This is a genomic window from Collinsella sp. LCP21S3_A9 (assembly GCF_052118785.1).
GTDB lineage: Bacteria > Actinomycetota > Coriobacteriia > Coriobacteriales > Coriobacteriaceae > Collinsella.
In genome coordinates, this window is the sequence record NZ_JBQKGN010000020.1 from 16514 (window position 1) to 32370 (window position 15857).

A 15857-nucleotide genomic window follows, 5' to 3' on the forward strand; every position below is an offset into this window, starting at 1 on the left:
TCTAGTTGTTGGCGATTGCCATTACTGCACGCGCACGGATGAGCGCGTTCCTTCGGCGCGCGTGCTCCCCGCGCGACTTCTCAATCACTCCGCTGAGAAGGTTTCTTGCACTTATTTCGGTGTTTGGGTCAGCCGGTAGGCTCACCGCCGACACGTCATAAATCTTCTTGACCCTCGTGATGGTCGTGGTGTGCGTATCCCTGTCGTACTCGGACGCGCCGATAGTGAACGCCCACGACATACGGGTCACGAGGCCGTTGTCGATTTCCTCAAATCTGCTGCGGGCGGCAACTGACTTTGAGAGGTCAGCCGCGATAAACAGTCCATGCTCATCTGGTTCGACAACCAGAGTGCCGTTTGACAGGCGCGCCAAGACATCGCCGCAGTGGTCGAATTGCATGATGATGTCGCTCATGTCAGTATCTGCGAAGGCATCTGGGCTGATGACCTCTCGATACTCAGTGCCGTCAAATGGGTCTTCCCACAAGACATACGGATCGTTGAAGGTCGAAGCGTATCCCTCTACATAGCAGTCGGAATCGATGCGCTTCTCACGGCCTTGGCCTCCATCAACGCTACGCAGCACCATCGCCATTGAACGGTACTGGCGTTCATTCGGTTTCGCCGGCATCGGCATCGCCGTCCTTTCCGTCGATTTTTGCGATATTCGCGTTCGTCTCTGCTGCCTTCGCAGCCTGTTCCAATGTGTGCTCGCTGATCAGGTCAAGGTCGATGTACTCGCCGCGAATGACATGGCGGTCGCCGCCCTCGTAGTGCGGTAGCTGGAACACGTCCGCGACCTGATTGCCTGTCATGACTCCACGGTCGTATAGCGATGTGCTCACGTTGAGCTTCGTCTGGTTACTCGCGAACTCAAGTCGGTTCGCGCTGAACATGATTGAGTTTCCGTGCGCGATCTCGTTCGGCGTGAACGTCATGCAGGTGAGCACGTATCCCAGCTGCACGGCGAAGACCTCGGTTCGACCCTCGTAGAAGGCATTGTATGTGTCCTCGTCGGCCTTGTTCATGACGATATCTTCGTTGCTGCCGAAGAAACGGTATGCGGCTTTCTCGATTCGCTCCATCTGCGCAGCGTCGACCGTGTAGTTCTGCGGCGCGATCTGCTTCACGTCGTTGTACTTGTTGTCATACACGGCGATTCCGCCGGCGTTTGCGGTACCGAGCTGCTTGTTGAACTCTTTGCGAGCCTTTTCGAGGTCTTCGGGGTTGCGGTTCTGGCTCATCTTTCCAATGAATCGAATGGCAGCGCCCTGCTCGATTGCGGTCTTCTCGGCTTCCACCTGCGCGTGCATCAGCTCCAGCGTGGGACGGAGCACATCGGTGCCGTCTCCGAAAAGGTCGCTCTTGAACTGATGCCTTGTCAGCACGCCGACGCGCGACCACTCGATTAGCGTCTGATCGCCACCGCCGAACGACAGCTTGAGCCAGAGTTGGCCGCCGACATCGTATGCCTCGCACTGACCAGGCAGAACCGGGTAGTATCCAACGATGGTTACCATGTCGGCACCGGTTATCGGCACGATGAGGCACGTGTCGCACACATCGAGCATCGTCGAGACGCGGTGCAGGAACTGCGGCGTCGTCATCCAAGGGTTTGGTTTCCATTCAAGCGACCGCGTTGCGGCACATTGCGCGGTGCCGGTGACCTCCGGCTTGAGTTTGCTCGCATGGTCTGCGTTGCGCTCGATGATGCTTCTCGTCAGCTCGGCTTCGTAGATGCCGCCGCTCCACGTGCTGAAACGCGGCGCGTACGCCGTGAATGTCTGGAAATACCCGTCGACCGCCTTCATGATCGGCTTGTGGAAGACGGCATCGAACATGGAGCGGAACACCGACGTTAGTTTCGCCACGGCTAACCCCCAATCATGCTTTTGAAATCGTCCATCATGTCCTTGAGCACGACGAATGCGTCGCACTCCGCTGCCCACGCATCGATTCGGTTGCGCGGGTCTTGGTTCTTCTTGTCAGGCGCTAGGTTGCCGTTCGCGTCGGTTCGCACCGCAACGTTCGAGCGGCACCATTCGGCGATCGGGTTTGAGTTGTCTACGATGCGGTTCTCCTTGTAGAGCGCTCGCAGTTCCTTCATTGGCATTGAAAGCGTCTGAGCGCCTTGGATGACCTTCTTGAAATTGTCAGCGCCGAAATATCCCTCGTAGGCTTCCACCGTGGGCACGTCTCGCATGTGCCACGGGTCGTAGCCGCATGCGACGGCGTAGATACCGTATTTCTCGCGTATCTCGTCGACCCAATCGAGCACCTCGCGCTTGTCGATAATCGGCGTCGCGGAGGTTCGCAGCAGGCCGCGCGCAATCCACGCGTCGTATGGAACGCCGTCACGACCGCCGCGTCGACCTTCTGCCTCAGCCTGCTCAAGCGCACGGAGCGGAATCCAAGCCATGTGCATAGCGTAGATGCGCTCATCGCCAGGTCTCATCATCAGCAGGCACGCCGCCGTAAGGTCGGTTGTGTCCGATGCGTCGACACCGAGAACCGCGTAGGAGAACGACCCGTCTGCCGGGTCGAACGTCTCGTCATTGTGTATCTCATCCCACGTGAGCCATGCTTGGCTCTGGTTCTCGATAAGGTTGAAGTCTTTGACCAAGAGCGTCGGCAGGAATGTCGGATCGTCCTTGGCCTTGCTCACGTTCTGACGAAGGCTGTTTAGGCTCTTGATCGTCCCGAGTCCGGGATTTGCCTTAACCCATGCGGATTCGTCCTGCCATTCCTCACGCTCGTCGAGCTCGTAGATGAAAGCGATGAAGCGCTCGGCCTTCTCGCCTGTTGCCTGACCGTCCAGCCACTTCACGGCGTATCCGTACTGTGCATCGAAGATGCCGTTGCGCACGAATCCGTTCGTGGTGATCTCCAGCACCAGCGGTTGCCGGCGCGCGGAAGTGCCCTGAATCGTGAGGTCGTAGAGGTCGCGGTTCTTCATTGCCGCAAGCTCGTCAACGATGGCACCGGATATATCGAGACCGTCTAGGTGGTTGGTGTTGGCGCTCAGCGCCTTAATCGACCCCATGTTGAGGTCGCAGTAGAGATCGCTCACGCGCTTTCGCACGTGCCTGCCAAGAGCCGGTGATGTCATCACCATGCGCCAGGCATTGTTGAAGCCCTTGGCCGCCTGGTCGTGTGCAGTCGCTACGTTGTAGACTTCCGGCGCGCCCTCATCGTCATTGATGAGCAAGTCCAGCTCGACGGCAGATGACAGCGCGGTCTTGCCGTTCTTTCGACCCATGATCCAGAGCACTTCGCGGTACTGGCGCTTACCCTCGACATCTACGAAGCCGAAGATGACCGACAGGATTGCCCGCTGGAACAGCTCCAGTTTGAAAGCATGACCGAGCTTGCCGGACGGCAGCCGGCAGAAGCGCTCGATGAAGTTGACGTGCTTCGCCGCGTATTCCTCGCGGAAATGGTAAGGGTACAGAGGGTCTGAGTTGTCCATATCGCGCAGGACATGCGCAGCCACCTGCTGAATCTTCTCGCAGGCGGTAATGGTTCCGTCGAGAACGCCGCCGAAATACTCTCTGATGGCATTCTCACACGATCCAGCGGCCTTCTTCCTAGCCACCGAACCTCGTCTCGTTCAGATATTCCGCCAGCGCGTCTGCGGCGGTGCTTCCGTTCGGCATCATGTCGGTGATCTGCTTGATGCCGCGCGAGAACGTTGTGAACAGCTTGTTGTAGGCGGAGAAACCGGGATGCTCGCGAACTCCTGATTGTCCTCCACCGTTGTCGTACGTCGTAAAAATGCTCTCCCCCATCAACTCGTTGCGAGCCTGGTCGAGCTTGACCTTCAGAAACGCGATGTTCGACATCAGCGGCATGATTGCGTTGCGCCTATCGTCGGGAATCACGTCTTTGGTGAGACGCTGGAGCTTCTTGAGCTCGCTTTGGTAGCGCGCCTGTATCGTCTGCCCGCTTCGATTCGGTGGACTTTTCGCAACTTTCGGCGAAATCTCGGTACTTTCGCACACTTTTCTCTTTGCCACAAGACCACCCCCGTTCTGTGAACTTCTGCGCGCATAAATTTATCTCCCGGCGTTGGTGCCCTAGGCCACTAGCCTAGGTTTTCGAATGGGGGGATTGCTCGGCGCTCTGACCTTCTGTTTTGTTGTCCTTGTTTTGTGAGCAGTTGATTGTGCTCAGTCTGTGTGTTCGCTGTCCAGTGAAATCAAGTTGCCGTCCTCGTCAAAGACCAGCCCTTGCCTTGTGCTGCCCTGCCTTACCCATCCGTGCACCTTCTTGTGGCACAGGTCGCAAAGGCTGACAAGGTTCTTAGGGTCAGTGCTGATGTTCGGATCGTTGATGTTCTCCGGAGTCAGCTCGACGATGTGATGCACCATGACCGCAGGTGTTGCGATGCCCTGTGCCAAGCAGTGCTGGCACAGGTAGGCATCACGCTGTAGAGCCCGCTCGCGGGCGTGCTCCCAGTCAGTCGAATGGTAGAAGCGATACGAGAAGCCCTTAGCCATTGCCGCGCCTTCCCAACAAAAAAGGGACGCGAGCCGGAGCCCGTGTCCCTTTTGCTTACCTAATCCACCGTATCGAACTTTAGCACAAGGCGGGAACTGAAGGGAAGTACCGATTTCAATTTTCTTTCAGCCATGCCATGCCAACTGCGTCGATGTACCTGAACGCGGCGTTGCACAGCTCTCGGCACCACTTCGGTGAGCACTGCATGACGGCTGCCACCTCAGTCCACGGCATGGCCTGACAGTAACCCATGCAGATCGCGTCGGCATATCGGTTGCCCTTCTGCCTTGCGAGACCGCCGCGGCTGTCACTGCCATAGAGCACCGCGCACGCTTCATCTATGGCGGCTGAGCTGTCGGCGATGCGCCGCTCGAACCTGCCCTCTAAGTCGATTCGGCCATTGATTGCATCCATCGGGTCGGCATACCAGCCGCCACCGCCGCCGCTGTAGCTCTGGGCTTTCGCTCCTTCCCTCGCCCTGAGCCTTTCCAGCATTTCCCTCGTGCCCTCGATGGCCTTCACTTCCTCGCGGATTGCTTCGAAATACTCCTTGGCATCCACGCGCTTCGCCTACTCGATGCCAGTGGAGCCGATGCCATCGGTTCCGCGCTCGGTGTCCGTGAGCTCGTCGACCTCGACGAGCTGACACGGCACGTACGGCACGATGACCATCTGGCAGATGCGCGAGCCCTTCGGCAGGTTGACGATATCGCAGCTGAGGTTGACGAGCGGTGCGCTGACCTCGCCGCGATAGCAGCTGTCGATAACGCCGACACCGTGGCTGAGCGTCACGCCGTGGTTGCTAGCAAGACCGGAGCGCGGGAAGAGCAGGACGACACATCCGCTCGGAATCTCGAACGCGCAGCCAAGGCCGACAATGGCGCGGGCGTTTGGCTCAAGGCGGCAGTCCTCGGTGAGGCACATATCGAAGCCAGCGTCACCCTCGTGCGCATAGCGCGGCAGCTCCGATCCGTCCATCACCTTCACGTTCATCTTTCGTCCGTACATTTTTCCTCCTAAAACGGAATGTCTTCGTCGTAAAGTTCAGGTGCGTTGACCTGCGGTTGAGGTGCCTGCTGCGGCTGCTGGGTTTGCGGTTGCCGGTAGCTGGTCATGCCGATGATGTTGTCGACGATGACCTCCAGCTTGCGGTGGCGCTTACCTTCCGCTTCCCAGACGGCCATTCGCAGGTGACCGGTGATGGCGATCCGTGCGCCCTTGTGCAGGTAGCCGTTTGCTTGCAGGGCTTCCCCGCGCTTTCCGAACAGCGTGCAGTCGACCCAGCTCGTCTCGTCCTCGTAGCTGCCGTCTTGTGTTCGGCGGCGGCGGTTGACGGCGAGCGAGAATGACGTGATGGGCGTGCCGCCCTTGGTGTAGCGCACCTCGGCATCGTTACCGATGTTGCCGCTCAGCGTGCAGGTGTTCAGGCTCTCGGCGCTCATGCGGCACCACCGCTCACGATAGCGAGTGCGATAAGCGCGAAGAGCATAGCCACGGTCGCGATTGCCGGAAAGAGCATCGAGAACGCGCCGCCGGTGAACAGCATCACGGTCGCCTCGATGATGCAGAACGACACGAAGAGAATAACGGAGAGCAGCACGAACATGAGGACGGTGAAGACCAGCGACAAGACCCTCTTCACCTTGTGCGGTCGGTTCTTAAGCATCGTCATCACCGGCCAGAATCGACAGAAGCCTTGCACGCTGCGTGGTTCCAAGACCATTGACCTTGCGTCCTTGTGCGATGCGGAGTTCGTTCATGAGCTGGCGCGATCTGACTTCGCCATACCCAGGCAGCGAAGTGAGAAGCGAGTAGACACGCATGCCCGATGCAGCCTTGTCTCCGCAGTCTGCCAACTCAAAGAACTGCTCAATGGACATCAAGCCGTTCTTAAGCTTGGCCTTGTACTCTGCTCTCTTAATACTGATCTGCATCCCCTTATCGAGGGCTGCACGCCGCTGCTCGGCAGTCAATTTCGGTACCATTTTCAATATCTCCTGATTCTTACTTGAAATACGGCGGATAACCTTTGCCAAACCGATGGTTTTGCGGTCTGACCTTCCTTTTTCGTGACGATGCGCAAATGGTCGAAGCCGAGCCGTTTACACATCGTTTACAGTCCCTCCTCGAAGCTCGTCGGTGAACTTGTCGAACACCTCGGCGGCTCTCTGGTCGCGTCCGGGCATCGCGTGGGCGTAGAGCTTGAGCGTCGTGGCTTCGTTCGCATGGCCGAAGCGCTCGGCGATGTCCTTGAGGTTCGCTCCGTTGGCGAGAAGCCACGTGGCGTGCGTATGTCTAAGGCTGTGGAAGGTGCATCCCTTCGGCAGCCCCAGACGGTCGCGCAGGCGGCTGAAAGCCTTTGAGACGGTCGTGGGACGCATGAAGAAGCCGTCAAAGGACACCAGCGGCATGTTCGGTGTGAACACGTCCGTAAAGCCGTCCTGAAGCTCGATAAAGCCGAAGATCGTCTCAAGCTCACGCTCCGTCATGGAGACGTTGCGACTCTTACGGCCCTTGGTAACGTCCACGCGCTCGACGCCGCCGCCGTCAAGCTCGACGATCTTGCCGCAGACGTGGAGGTATCCCATGCGCTTCGACACGTCCCTCCTGCGCATCGCGCAAACCTCGCCGACGCGCATCCCGGTGTGCAGCGCAAGCCATGCGGCGAAGGCGTACGCTGCTTCCCTCATGGTCTTTTCCGTTGTTTCGGCTGGATGCAGCGCTGTCATTATCGCTTCGTCAAGACTCGGGTAATCCCACTCGTCGAGCGCAACGGCCTCGTGCTTGTCCTCGTGCGGCGGATCAACGTAGAAGAGCGGGTTGGTCTCGCACACCCCAGCCTTGATCCAGTGGTTATATGCACCACGAAGGAAGAAATGCACGCTGCGTACCGTGTTTCGCGACAGACCCTGACCGCGCTTGTCCTTCGGCAGCAGCAGGCGCGTCTCGAACTCGTTGAACTCCATCACACCAAGGTCGAGAACCGACTTGCCCTTGAGATACCTGCCTACATAGCTTCGCGTGAACAGTTTCCAGCGCTTAACCGTGTAAGGGCTCACGCCCTTGGCGCGGCGCTCGTCGATGTAGGCGTACAGCAAATCGGCGATAACGACGCTCTGCACCTTGCCGCCGGCGGAGATATCTGAGAGCCATCGGTTCGCCAATTCCTGAGCCTGGGCGCGCGTGGAGGCTTCGGGGAAGCTGCGGCGCGGCCTGATCTGCTTACCATCCGGATTCGTGCCCAGATAGGGCTGCGCGTACCAAACGCCCTTTGCGTCGCGCTTGACCTCGATGCCCATTACCGGCACCTGCCGGTGCGCTTCAGATAGGCGACGTTCCTGCGCGACCGCTTGAGCGCCTTTGTATACCGGCGCTGCCATTTAGGATCGCTATACTTCACGCAGCGCTTCTCGAACTTGACCCATTCCCTATGCGCACGGTTCATCGCGTGCGAAACCTCATAGAAGAAGTTTCCCTTTCCACGCAAAGCGGATGTGAAAGCATCACCAAAGTCCTTAATGATTCTGTTGACGGCATGGCCTGGACTCTCAGTCATCTTTCTCGCCCTTCTCATTGATAACCTCGATAGCGTCAGACACGATGTCAGACCACATAACCATGTCTTCGTAGCTGACCATCACGTTGTTGCGGCCACGGCGCTCGCACGTCAGGATGCGCCTGCTCATGTCCTGTGAGACCGTGCAGAGGTTATCCAGGACGTGATACTTTCCGTACCTACTCATCGCCGTCATCCCTCACGATCTTCACCGACACGCCATTGACGCCGAACGCGTGAATCAGGAAGAGCAGCGAGGTCGTGAACCGCTTGGCCGCTTCCTCTACATCAGCGGTCTTGACGTTGTGTTCTTTGTCCTCTAGCTCGAAGTTGAGCTTCACGGTGGTCATTGCCCATCACCCTCAATCGAGCTGATCATGTTGTCGATGCACTCGCGTGCCTTCTTGAGGTCTTCGATGCCGTTCTTGTCACGCCATCGCCAGATGTACTTAAACGCGCACGCCTGCATATGGGACACGTACGCTTCGGTTCCAAGCATAGACTCCAAAGCAGTCTTGCAATCGATGCCGGTGTGCCCCGCGTAATGCGAAGGCTTGATTACTGGGTCGAACTCAGAATCGACCGTCGAGGTCATCTTCTCGGCAACCTGCGCAGCGCTGAGCTCAACAGGCTCAGTCAGATCGCCGACTCGCTTGACGTATGCTGTCATTTCCTATCGACCTTCCTCTGTGTCGGCGGATTCAAAATCAGCCGGCCTAAAACTCCTTGTCCACGGCTCGGGTTCGATATAGGAGCCGCACTTCACGCAAAACCTATGCTCGGGATGAAACCTCTCGACCTCGCGACCGCACACGCTGCAACGCATGGTGCAGTGGTCAGTTCTGACATAGCGGCACGTCTTCCGTTCCGCGAGGTCTGCGACCCTTCGCATCGTTCCGCGCCAGGACGAGTCTTCCGCTTTGCAGATTTCAGCCAGGCGCTTCTGAAAGCTCTTGCCGTCAAGGCTGTCATTTGCAGTACGCCTGAGCTCGGATACAATCTTCTGGCGATCTTCCTCTACGCTCATTCCTCTACCTCCTTATCAAGCCATGGATGCGGAAACAGAACCCTTGCGCGGCATCCAGGGCAGTATTTCAATCCGATTGGCTTGTACGGGTATTCAGACTCAAACCAGCTGCATGCTCCATCGCAGTCGAACTTCAGCTCTTCACCGCATTCAGAGCACGTGAAGCAACCGCAATCATCGGAAGGCTTCTCAATTCGCAAGCACTGGTTTTCATCGTCCCAACGGGTTTCGAATTCCTCCGGGATGTACTCGCACTCTTTGTCGGGCACGTACAGCCTTCCGTCGCATTCAATGATGTCGGGCTCGCCATGCGGTTCGAGCAGGCGCAAAACGCGGCTATCCTTGTTGGTCATCGCTCGCCACCTCCAGCAGTTGCGAGAAATCGACCTCATGCAAAATCTCGTAAAGCCGTTCGACTTGAGGTGAACGCCATGCGGTCATGCCATAGGTGTGAGGGTCTGTGTAGTGATAGCCGTTCCGCTGGATGTGCTCCTGCGCTTCACGGAGCGTCAGAAACATCGTGTTTTCCGCTATGCACTCTTCCTTTGTCTCGAAATGCGCACGCCTGCCTTTGTCGCGGCACCAACGGTCAACGTAATACATCGAACCCAGACAGCCCGTACCTTCAGTTCCATCTTCAAGAGCGGCTCGAACGGCTTCGTCTGGCGTCATGTATTCAAGGACTTCTGAGCTTTCATCGAGTATCGCCACGCGGTCAACGCTGTCGTATCCATCGCACACCGGGCGATATCTGTGCGTCATGACAACCCAAAAGCGTGGATCTGCCTGGCATTGATGCGGCTGCGTGTTCAGTTCGTCTTGGAGCGCAGAAAGAAACTCGATGTCCTCACGCGTGATTTGACGAAGCGTTGCGCTGCTTTTCTCGCTCAATTTCCTTCACCTCCCTTGCGTCCTTCTTGAGCGCTCTGCACTTCCAGCAGGCGCTGCGCTCTTTGATGAACCAATCCCTTGGTCGGTCGATACCGCAATACGGGCATCGCTTGACCCTGATCTTGTTGATGTAGCTACCAAACGGCATTTGCATCACCGTCCATTTGTTGAAAACTATTACAACTGTTGAAAACCTGTTGAAAAGCTGTTGAGAACTTAAGTTACAGAAGCGCGAAAACTCGAAAATCAGGCGCGAAATTAAAGGTCGGTAAAGAAAGAAGCAAAGAAAGTAAGACTTCCTTGTTACATAACGCCACAAGCAAGTTGCGGGTTTTTGGCTTTGGGTTAGGGTCTAAAGACCCAAACCCAAAAACCCGCCCTGTATTGTTATGTACTGTATTGTTAGGGTTTAGCCAATCTAAAACCGATGGTTTAGCTACGCTTTCATGCTCCATTGTCCAGTTCACCGCCTTTGACCTGCTATTCCGTTGGCTCTGTTTTGTTCTTCTTCGGCCTGCCGCCCTTGGCTCCGTTCGCCCTTTGCATGCCGAAATAGAGAGCGTTTTTTTGCATTCGCGCACTCTCGATGCGGCCTTTTCCGTCCCGGTTTAGCAAGCCGATCTCCAGCAGGCAGCTGATGAAATCGCGGCAGTCCTCGACGCTCGACATATCGTCGAAGGCACCCGCCTTGCGCATCCCGATCTGCTCCGCGAGAATCAACCAGTCCTCGTCGGTATCGACCGGCAACGAGTGCGTCGTGGTGTTCGCCAGAATCTCGCAAATGCGCCAGAAAGCCCCGTATCCGGCGTTTCCGTAGCGGAACAGCAGCCTTTGGCACTTCTGGTCTTGCGCGGAGTTTGAGTCGTGCTGGAACCATGCCATCGGCTCCTGGGCTTTGTCGCGCACATCCTTGGTAATCATTCCTCTTCACCTCCATCCTCGATAGACAGGCCATCGCACGTGCCGCGCTGCCACCAGCCGTCCCATAGGCAGTGACCGCACTCGCGGCAGTTAGTCCAAACGACAGACCCGCGAAACGTGCATTTGCTCTTGGGCTTTTCGCTGCCCTCGTCGAGTACTCCGCACTCGTAGTCGCACCGATACGGCTCAGGCATGGGCGGATCGTCGAACAGGCTCGGCTGGCTAGAGGTCGCGGGCATAGATATCGGCGGCGAGCATGATGATTGACATGTGCCCCACTTCGGCATCGCAGATCTCGCAGGTGCCGTCGATGATGGTCGCGGCATAGGCCAGGGTCGCGACCATAACGGCCGAGGCGAGCAGCTCGTCAAGCTCGATAGTCTCGTCGGTCTCAGCGTTCTTCAGCCTGATCTTTCCTTTGTTCTTGGTGGCATATCGTGTGATGTCCTTGAAATGCTCGACCACCTGTAACGTCGTTGTCATGTCAGCTCTCCTTGGTGTCATAGATGGACTTGCGCGTCTCGATATTCAGATCGGGATGATTGTCGAGAAGCCAACGGCTTAGCAGCGGCGTATCCGTATTGTTTATGCCGTAGACGTGCTCTTCCCCGTTGCCGTCCACGAACGGAACGCCGACGAGCTTGTATGAGCCTTCGTAACGCTGCTTCTCGATGAGGTACTTGGTCGACACGCGCATACCGCGCTTATCGATAGCCAGGGCCGTTAACTCGATGCTGCGGAGCGTCTTTGGGTTGAGCTCGCACCACTTCTTGAAAAGCTCGGCGCGGTCTTGGAGCCTGAGCGGCATCGGATAGACGGCCATCTTCTCCTGGGCGATGACGCTCTCAATCGGCTGTGCCATGTTATCGAGATCCATTAGATATCACGCTCGATGATGCGGAAGATAAGCCAGATGACTGCACCGCAAAGCACGAAGATGAGCCATTCGCAGTGGTATGTCTCGCAGAAGGTGATGAGGCCGCCTGCGATTGCCATGGGGATAATCCCGCACATGAACAGGGCTGCAAAAACGTATACAAACCAACGGATAACCAAGGGTTTTCCTGTTAAAATATGATCGTCATCACTCGCACAGTTTTGACGCTTGCCCGTGCGCGTTTGCCGACGTGCGCGGGCTTCTTCTTTTTGCTGGCTTGCGTAGCTTCGGTGGCTCTCATATGGAACCGGCGCTGGAATGCGCTCGATGGTCTTCGACGCTCGCGAGCGTCCAGAACCGCCACGCAAACCAACGGTTTCCGTCTTGGTTTCATGCATCTGAAACCCCTCCTTTCCTATCTGTGGTCGTAGGTGTTGACCTTGATCGTGATGTTCTTCATGTCTCTCTGGATGCCGCGTTTAATGCCAAGTTCGATGGCGCTTTCCAGATAAGTCCAGATGCCGGCAATGAGTGCAACTCCTAAAAAGAGGTCTGCAAACAGGTCTGCCATAGTTACTTCTCCTGCCAACCCATAAGCTCATTTGGGCTGATGTGCGCAACGCGGCAGATAGACATGATCTTGTCAGCGCCAGGGATGTAGCCTTCACCGCTCTCGTATTTCACGACGGAATCTTTGGAAATACCGACGCGCTTTGCGAACTCATCCTGCGAGATATCGAGCTTCGCTCGAGCTGCTCGCAAGTTCGCCGCAAACACCTCCTTGTTGAAACCCATTACGTTTCCTCCTTTCTGCATTGAGCCAATATTTGGCTACTTGCTTGTCAAGTAGCCAACCCGTATATTCCTTGGGTTTACCCTAGGAATATTTGCCAAGTAGGAAGATTCCTTCCTGACTCGCATTGCAGTATAAGCGAGTTCCTTCCTATTGCAAGAGGAAAATAAGAAAATATTTGCCTATAGCCGTTAAGCGGATTAGAATACACGGCAGAAAGCTACCTAATTGGAGGTGCAAAATGGAGCTTGCCATTAAGGAAATGAGAAAGAAGCTTCATCTTTCTCAAGCTGAATTTGCCGAAGCGGTTGGAGTTACCATGCGCACCGTAGGTTCATGGGAGCGCGGTGAATCGTTCCCGAACGCAGAACAGGTATGGAATTGTGCGTTAGCCCTTGGATGTTCGCCAAATGACGTTCTTAGTTGGGACGAAGGCGACCGAAATCAAGAGTCACTATCAGATGATGAACGTCAGATCGTAGACAACTACCGCGACAGTTCACCGCAATGGCAGAAGAACATAGCGATGACCGCAAAAGCGGCGGCAAGTGAATCGAGAAAGGAATAAAAATGGGATTCATAAAGAACCAGCGCGAGGAAGTTGCCCGTCAGGAGATCGAGAAAGCAATTGCATCTGTTCCAGAGCCGGACGGCCGTATTCACGTGATGCTGATTCGTTCATTTGGGCAGACGTTTAGCAGTCAGGTTTTCGGTGCCGACCAAAAATATAATGAGCAAATCAACGCAGTGCTCAACGGACTCCAGGATAAAGGACTCGAAATTATTCGCGTTGAGACAAACTCCGTCCCCAATCAGGGAATCGGCGGATCAGACCGCTACGACACGCTCATTACGTATCGGTAGTAAAATGCCCTGCACTAATCCGCCAAGACCGAGTGCAGGGCTCGCCATTCCAGAAAAATGAAAAGGCAAGGTGATAATACCATGACAAAAGGTAGTCGTGCGGCTATCTATGCGCGCTTCAGCTCGCACAATCAGCGAGACGAGAGCATTGAGATTCAGGTCGACAAGTCCCGCGAGTTTTGCGTAGAGAGCGGCCTTACTGTCGTGCGCATCTATAGCGACTACGCCAAAACTGGCAGGAACTCAGACCGCACCGAGTTTCAGCAGATGCTAAAAGACGCTCAAAAAGGGCTATTTGATTATGTGGTGATTTACAAGGTCACGCGCATCATGCGCAACCGCGATGAAATGGCTCTTGCGCGAATCATGCTGCACAAGGCCGGCGTTGAGATCCTATACGCCGGAGAAACGCTCGGCGAGGGCTCAACGCGCGTCCTGCACCTCGGAATGCTCGAGGTTCTTGCAGAGTATGAGAGTGCCGTTGATAGCGAACGCATACGTGATGGCATCCAGAAGAACGCTCAACGTGGCATGGCGAGCGGCCAGCGCCTGTACGGATGGAATGTCGTAGACGATCACTTTGTCATCAACGAGCGCGAAGCCGCTGTTATGCACAAGATGAAAAACATGCTACTTAGCGGTTCGACCGTTGCCGACATCCAGCGCGCCGTGAAGACCGAGCGCTCAAGGAGAGGAAAGCCCTTCTCGCACGGATCCATCAAGAAGCTGCTCATGCGCGAGCAGAACTGCGGCACGTACAACTACGCCGGTGTGCGCATACCTAACGGGATGCCTGCTATATGGTCACGCAGCGAACAAGAAGAGATTAACAACATCCTCAACGGCAGAGGTCACAAGCACCGTGTGGAAGACGGTGAGCGCGTGTACGCGCTGAGCGGAAAGATGTTTTGCTGCGAATGCGGACGTTGGTATGTCGGCACATCTGGAACCGGAAAGAGTGGCAAGGTTTACCACTACTACCGCTGTCCAAAATGCCGTAGAACATTTAGGCGCGACGTTATCGAGGATGCCGTAACGGATACCATCCTGGAATCAATCAAAGACACAAAGGTGCGCGAGCGCATTATCACGACGCTCGAAATGATGATCGCCGAGACCGCCGAAAACGACGAGCCAAAAGACAGTGAGCGAATCAAGGCAGAGATTAAGCGCATTGATGCCGCATTTGAGCGCATCTGGCAAGCCATAGAGGACGGCTTTGCCCCTCCCGGCGGTAAGGAGAGGGTAGATGAATTAAAAGCCCGTCAAGGCGAACTCAAGGACGAGCTTGCAACCGCACTCGAAGCCGAGAGCGCCGAAGCGCTAACGATTGACGATTACATTGAATGGCTCGACACGCTCGACGCCAATTCAGATCCGTATGACATCATCGACACGTTCATTCGATTCATCCAGATTGACGGAGATGAGGTTCAGATTTATTTCAGCTTTGACAATTGGGACGACGACTTTATGCCGACAAAAAAAGACGAACCCCAGATAAACAAGGGTTCGTCTAATTCAACTCGGGTGGAGCAGAAGCTACTTACTGCGAACACTATATATGCCAACTCAGTTGAAATCAAGCTAACGCGGAACTGGATTGCCGTCATTACTTTTTGCGAATCGTCGAACAAGAAATCTTAAATGTGTCTGCTTTGTGTATGACCGACGAAGAGCTTAATAAGTGGCGAGAGTTCTACTTCGACATCTAAACGCAAAAAGCCCGCACCCCATTACAGGGTGCGGGCTTATTTCCATGCTATTTAAGAAGTTCGTTTACTCGTTTTTGAACTGCATCGAAGTTTGCTCCGAGCTTGGTGCGGCGCTCGTTGCCGTCACCGTACTCACCTCGAATCACGGCACGAGCGAGCGCGTTGATGTCAACACTTGAAGAGCGCGCGTTGACACGTGCCTGCACTTCATCGTAACGCGAGCCAAGAACAGCACGTCGCGTATCGCCGTTGCCGAAGACTCCGTTGAGCACATCTTTGGCAAGATCGTCGACACTGGAAGAGCTTACGCGGTTGATTAGCGCCTGCACCTCATCATATCGAGAGCCTAGGCGCTTACGACGCTCGTCTCCATTGCCGTACTCTCCGCGCATGACCCCTGCCGCGAGATTTGCAGTAGAGCCATCAGGACAATTCTCAGCCGCGCCACCAGTCTCAACGCGCTCGCCGTGCACGTACTTAAACCATGCCTGCTTGTCCATGTATGCGATGTCGAGATCGAGGTATTTGTCATACCCGTTCAATCTTCCGTGAGAAGAGTATTGATGGATGACGCAGCTGTTCCAGGCACCGAATCCACCATCGGTGACGCATAATTTCTTTCGCAAATTGACAACCGCATAGCGGAACACGGCCCATACCCCGTCATATGATTTCTAGCGACTAAACAACAAATCACCGACGAAGGGGGCACG

Annotated in this window: 27 protein-coding genes; 3 read left to right on the forward strand and 24 right to left on the reverse strand. The window is 55.7% G+C overall.

What is annotated here, in order from left to right; all coding sequences use genetic code 11:
* Position 1: 1 nt before the first annotated feature.
* The 23 genes from ACTQ05_RS07870 to ACTQ05_RS07980 form a co-directional block, all read right to left on the reverse strand.
* The gene (locus ACTQ05_RS07870; protein WP_441538712.1) at positions 2-631 is read right to left on the reverse strand and encodes an HK97 family phage prohead protease; all 630 of its coding nucleotides are present in this window, start codon (positions 629-631) and stop codon (positions 2-4) included.
* Complete coding sequence (locus ACTQ05_RS07875) at positions 612-1871, reverse strand: phage portal protein (protein WP_441538714.1); 1260 nt, start codon at positions 1869-1871, stop codon at positions 612-614. The genes ACTQ05_RS07870 and ACTQ05_RS07875 overlap by 20 nt, the downstream gene beginning before the upstream one ends.
* Positions 1872-1873: 2 nt before the next feature.
* A complete protein-coding gene (locus ACTQ05_RS07880; RefSeq protein WP_441538716.1) occupies positions 1874-3595 on the reverse strand; it encodes a terminase large subunit in 1722 nt (573 codons plus the stop codon).
* Positions 3588-4016: a hypothetical protein gene (locus ACTQ05_RS07885; RefSeq protein ID WP_441538717.1), complete on the reverse strand. Its 429-nt coding sequence runs from the start codon at positions 4014-4016 to the stop codon at positions 3588-3590. The genes ACTQ05_RS07880 and ACTQ05_RS07885 overlap by 8 nt, the downstream gene beginning before the upstream one ends.
* A 153-nt stretch (positions 4017-4169) precedes the next feature.
* Positions 4170-4499: an HNH endonuclease gene (locus ACTQ05_RS07890; RefSeq protein WP_441538719.1), complete on the reverse strand. Its 330-nt coding sequence runs from the start codon at positions 4497-4499 to the stop codon at positions 4170-4172.
* Positions 4500-4614: 115 nt separating this feature from the next.
* Complete coding sequence (locus ACTQ05_RS07895; RefSeq protein ID WP_441538721.1) at positions 4615-5061, reverse strand: hypothetical protein; 447 nt, start codon at positions 5059-5061, stop codon at positions 4615-4617.
* A 9-nt stretch (positions 5062-5070) separates the two neighbouring features.
* Entirely contained in the window at positions 5071-5508 is a 438-nt protein-coding gene (dut, locus tag ACTQ05_RS07900; protein WP_441538723.1) for a dUTP diphosphatase, read from the reverse strand.
* 8 nt (positions 5509-5516) lie between these two features.
* Positions 5517-5942 (reverse strand): single-stranded DNA-binding protein, encoded by a 426-nt coding sequence (locus ACTQ05_RS07905; protein ID WP_441538725.1) that lies wholly within the window; start codon positions 5940-5942, stop codon positions 5517-5519.
* Positions 5939-6166, reverse strand: a complete 228-nt coding sequence (locus tag ACTQ05_RS07910) for a hypothetical protein (RefSeq protein WP_441538726.1) — start codon at positions 6164-6166, stop codon at positions 5939-5941. Before ACTQ05_RS07910 ends, ACTQ05_RS07905 begins: the two co-directional genes overlap by 4 nt.
* Entirely contained in the window at positions 6159-6485 is a 327-nt protein-coding gene (gene mihF, locus ACTQ05_RS07915; RefSeq protein WP_441538727.1) for an integration host factor, actinobacterial type, read from the reverse strand. Before mihF ends, ACTQ05_RS07910 begins: the two co-directional genes overlap by 8 nt.
* Positions 6486-6602: 117 nt before the next feature.
* Positions 6603-7799, reverse strand: coding sequence for a tyrosine-type recombinase/integrase (locus ACTQ05_RS07920; protein WP_441538729.1), 1197 nt, complete (start codon positions 7797-7799; stop codon positions 6603-6605).
* Between the two features lie 249 nt (positions 7800-8048).
* Positions 8049-8243, reverse strand: coding sequence for a hypothetical protein (locus ACTQ05_RS07925; protein ID WP_441538731.1), 195 nt, complete (start codon positions 8241-8243; stop codon positions 8049-8051).
* The gene (locus ACTQ05_RS07930) at positions 8236-8406 is read right to left on the reverse strand and encodes a hypothetical protein (protein ID WP_432316099.1); all 171 of its coding nucleotides are present in this window, start codon (positions 8404-8406) and stop codon (positions 8236-8238) included. Before ACTQ05_RS07930 ends, ACTQ05_RS07925 begins: the two co-directional genes overlap by 8 nt.
* Complete coding sequence (locus tag ACTQ05_RS07935; RefSeq protein ID WP_441538733.1) at positions 8403-8726, reverse strand: DUF3310 domain-containing protein; 324 nt, start codon at positions 8724-8726, stop codon at positions 8403-8405. The genes ACTQ05_RS07930 and ACTQ05_RS07935 overlap by 4 nt, the downstream gene beginning before the upstream one ends.
* A 353-nt stretch (positions 8727-9079) precedes the next feature.
* Positions 9080-9436: a hypothetical protein gene (locus ACTQ05_RS07940; protein ID WP_441538735.1), complete on the reverse strand. Its 357-nt coding sequence runs from the start codon at positions 9434-9436 to the stop codon at positions 9080-9082.
* Positions 9420-9974 (reverse strand): hypothetical protein, encoded by a 555-nt coding sequence (locus ACTQ05_RS07945; RefSeq protein ID WP_441538737.1) that lies wholly within the window; start codon positions 9972-9974, stop codon positions 9420-9422. Before ACTQ05_RS07945 ends, ACTQ05_RS07940 begins: the two co-directional genes overlap by 17 nt.
* Positions 9975-10454: 480 nt before the next feature.
* Positions 10455-10895: a Lin1244/Lin1753 domain-containing protein gene (locus ACTQ05_RS07950; RefSeq protein ID WP_441538739.1), complete on the reverse strand. Its 441-nt coding sequence runs from the start codon at positions 10893-10895 to the stop codon at positions 10455-10457.
* On the reverse strand, positions 10892-11089 hold the full coding sequence (locus ACTQ05_RS07955; protein ID WP_441538740.1) for a hypothetical protein: 198 nt from the start codon (positions 11087-11089) through the stop codon (positions 10892-10894). The genes ACTQ05_RS07950 and ACTQ05_RS07955 overlap by 4 nt, the downstream gene beginning before the upstream one ends.
* Positions 11090-11117: 28 nt before the next feature.
* A complete protein-coding gene (locus ACTQ05_RS07960; RefSeq protein ID WP_441538741.1) occupies positions 11118-11378 on the reverse strand; it encodes a hypothetical protein in 261 nt (86 codons plus the stop codon).
* A gap of 1 nt (position 11379) precedes the next feature.
* Positions 11380-11757, reverse strand: coding sequence for a hypothetical protein (locus tag ACTQ05_RS07965; RefSeq protein ID WP_441538743.1), 378 nt, complete (start codon positions 11755-11757; stop codon positions 11380-11382).
* A 14-nt stretch (positions 11758-11771) separates the two neighbouring features.
* Positions 11772-12170 carry a hypothetical protein gene (locus tag ACTQ05_RS07970; protein ID WP_441538745.1) on the reverse strand — a complete coding sequence of 133 codons (399 nt, stop codon included), beginning with the start codon at positions 12168-12170 and terminating at the stop codon, positions 11772-11774.
* Positions 12171-12187: 17 nt separating this feature from the next.
* Complete coding sequence (locus ACTQ05_RS07975; RefSeq protein WP_441538746.1) at positions 12188-12343, reverse strand: hypothetical protein; 156 nt, start codon at positions 12341-12343, stop codon at positions 12188-12190.
* 2 nt (positions 12344-12345) lie between these two features.
* A complete protein-coding gene (locus tag ACTQ05_RS07980; protein WP_441538748.1) occupies positions 12346-12567 on the reverse strand; it encodes a helix-turn-helix domain-containing protein in 222 nt (73 codons plus the stop codon).
* Between the two features lie 239 nt (positions 12568-12806).
* Here ACTQ05_RS07980 and ACTQ05_RS07985 point away from each other — a divergent pair, with 239 nt between their 5' ends.
* The 3 genes from ACTQ05_RS07985 to ACTQ05_RS07995 all read left to right on the forward strand — a co-directional run bounded on the left by ACTQ05_RS07985 (position 12807) and on the right by ACTQ05_RS07995 (position 15076).
* Complete coding sequence (locus ACTQ05_RS07985; RefSeq protein ID WP_441538750.1) at positions 12807-13133, forward strand: helix-turn-helix transcriptional regulator; 327 nt, start codon at positions 12807-12809, stop codon at positions 13131-13133.
* 2 nt (positions 13134-13135) lie between these two features.
* A complete protein-coding gene (locus ACTQ05_RS07990) occupies positions 13136-13429 on the forward strand; it encodes a hypothetical protein (protein WP_441538752.1) in 294 nt (97 codons plus the stop codon).
* An 81-nt stretch (positions 13430-13510) separates the two neighbouring features.
* Positions 13511-15076 (forward strand): recombinase family protein, encoded by a 1566-nt coding sequence (locus tag ACTQ05_RS07995; RefSeq protein ID WP_441538754.1) that lies wholly within the window; start codon positions 13511-13513, stop codon positions 15074-15076.
* Between the two features lie 115 nt (positions 15077-15191).
* Here the strand turns inward: ACTQ05_RS07995 and ACTQ05_RS08000 are convergent, their stop codons facing one another.
* Entirely contained in the window at positions 15192-15794 is a 603-nt protein-coding gene (locus ACTQ05_RS08000; protein ID WP_441538755.1) for a hypothetical protein, read from the reverse strand.
* Positions 15795-15857: the final 63 nt, after the last annotated feature.

Excerpts from the sequence above, each read along its gene's own strand:
- ACTQ05_RS07980 (WP_441538748.1), bottom strand. The coding sequence starts at position 12,567 with ATGGGTTTCAACAAGGAGGTGTTTGCGGCGAACTTGCGAGCAGCTCGA.
- ACTQ05_RS07965 (WP_441538743.1), bottom strand. The coding sequence starts at position 11,757 with ATGGCACAGCCGATTGAGAGCGTCATCGCCCAGGAGAAGATGGCCGTC.
- ACTQ05_RS07955 (WP_441538740.1), bottom strand. The coding sequence starts at position 11,089 with ATGCCTGAGCCGTATCGGTGCGACTACGAGTGCGGAGTACTCGACGAG.
- ACTQ05_RS07970 (WP_441538745.1), bottom strand. The coding sequence starts at position 12,170 with ATGCATGAAACCAAGACGGAAACCGTTGGTTTGCGTGGCGGTTCTGGA.
- ACTQ05_RS07910 (WP_441538726.1), bottom strand. The coding sequence starts at position 6,166 with ATGCTTAAGAACCGACCGCACAAGGTGAAGAGGGTCTTGTCGCTGGTC.
- ACTQ05_RS07925 (WP_441538731.1), bottom strand. The coding sequence starts at position 8,243 with ATGAGTAGGTACGGAAAGTATCACGTCCTGGATAACCTCTGCACGGTC.
- ACTQ05_RS07975 (WP_441538746.1), bottom strand. The coding sequence starts at position 12,343 with ATGGCAGACCTGTTTGCAGACCTCTTTTTAGGAGTTGCACTCATTGCC.
- ACTQ05_RS07985 (WP_441538750.1), top strand. The coding sequence starts at position 12,807 with ATGGAGCTTGCCATTAAGGAAATGAGAAAGAAGCTTCATCTTTCTCAA.
- ACTQ05_RS07960 (WP_441538741.1), bottom strand. The coding sequence starts at position 11,378 with ATGACAACGACGTTACAGGTGGTCGAGCATTTCAAGGACATCACACGA.
- ACTQ05_RS07935 (WP_441538733.1), bottom strand. The coding sequence starts at position 8,726 with ATGACAGCATACGTCAAGCGAGTCGGCGATCTGACTGAGCCTGTTGAG.
- ACTQ05_RS07920 (WP_441538729.1), bottom strand. The coding sequence starts at position 7,799 with ATGGGCATCGAGGTCAAGCGCGACGCAAAGGGCGTTTGGTACGCGCAG.
- ACTQ05_RS07890 (WP_441538719.1), bottom strand. The coding sequence starts at position 4,499 with ATGGCTAAGGGCTTCTCGTATCGCTTCTACCATTCGACTGACTGGGAG.
- ACTQ05_RS07990 (WP_441538752.1), top strand. The coding sequence starts at position 13,136 with ATGGGATTCATAAAGAACCAGCGCGAGGAAGTTGCCCGTCAGGAGATC.
- ACTQ05_RS07995 (WP_441538754.1), top strand. The coding sequence starts at position 13,511 with ATGACAAAAGGTAGTCGTGCGGCTATCTATGCGCGCTTCAGCTCGCAC.
- ACTQ05_RS07940 (WP_441538735.1), bottom strand. The coding sequence starts at position 9,436 with ATGACCAACAAGGATAGCCGCGTTTTGCGCCTGCTCGAACCGCATGGC.
- dut (WP_441538723.1), bottom strand. The coding sequence starts at position 5,508 with ATGTACGGACGAAAGATGAACGTGAAGGTGATGGACGGATCGGAGCTG.
- ACTQ05_RS07870 (WP_441538712.1), bottom strand. The coding sequence starts at position 631 with ATGCCGGCGAAACCGAATGAACGCCAGTACCGTTCAATGGCGATGGTG.
- ACTQ05_RS07930 (WP_432316099.1), bottom strand. The coding sequence starts at position 8,406 with ATGACCACCGTGAAGCTCAACTTCGAGCTAGAGGACAAAGAACACAAC.
- ACTQ05_RS07905 (WP_441538725.1), bottom strand. The coding sequence starts at position 5,942 with ATGAGCGCCGAGAGCCTGAACACCTGCACGCTGAGCGGCAACATCGGT.
- mihF (WP_441538727.1), bottom strand. The coding sequence starts at position 6,485 with ATGGTACCGAAATTGACTGCCGAGCAGCGGCGTGCAGCCCTCGATAAG.
- ACTQ05_RS07950 (WP_441538739.1), bottom strand. The coding sequence starts at position 10,895 with ATGATTACCAAGGATGTGCGCGACAAAGCCCAGGAGCCGATGGCATGG.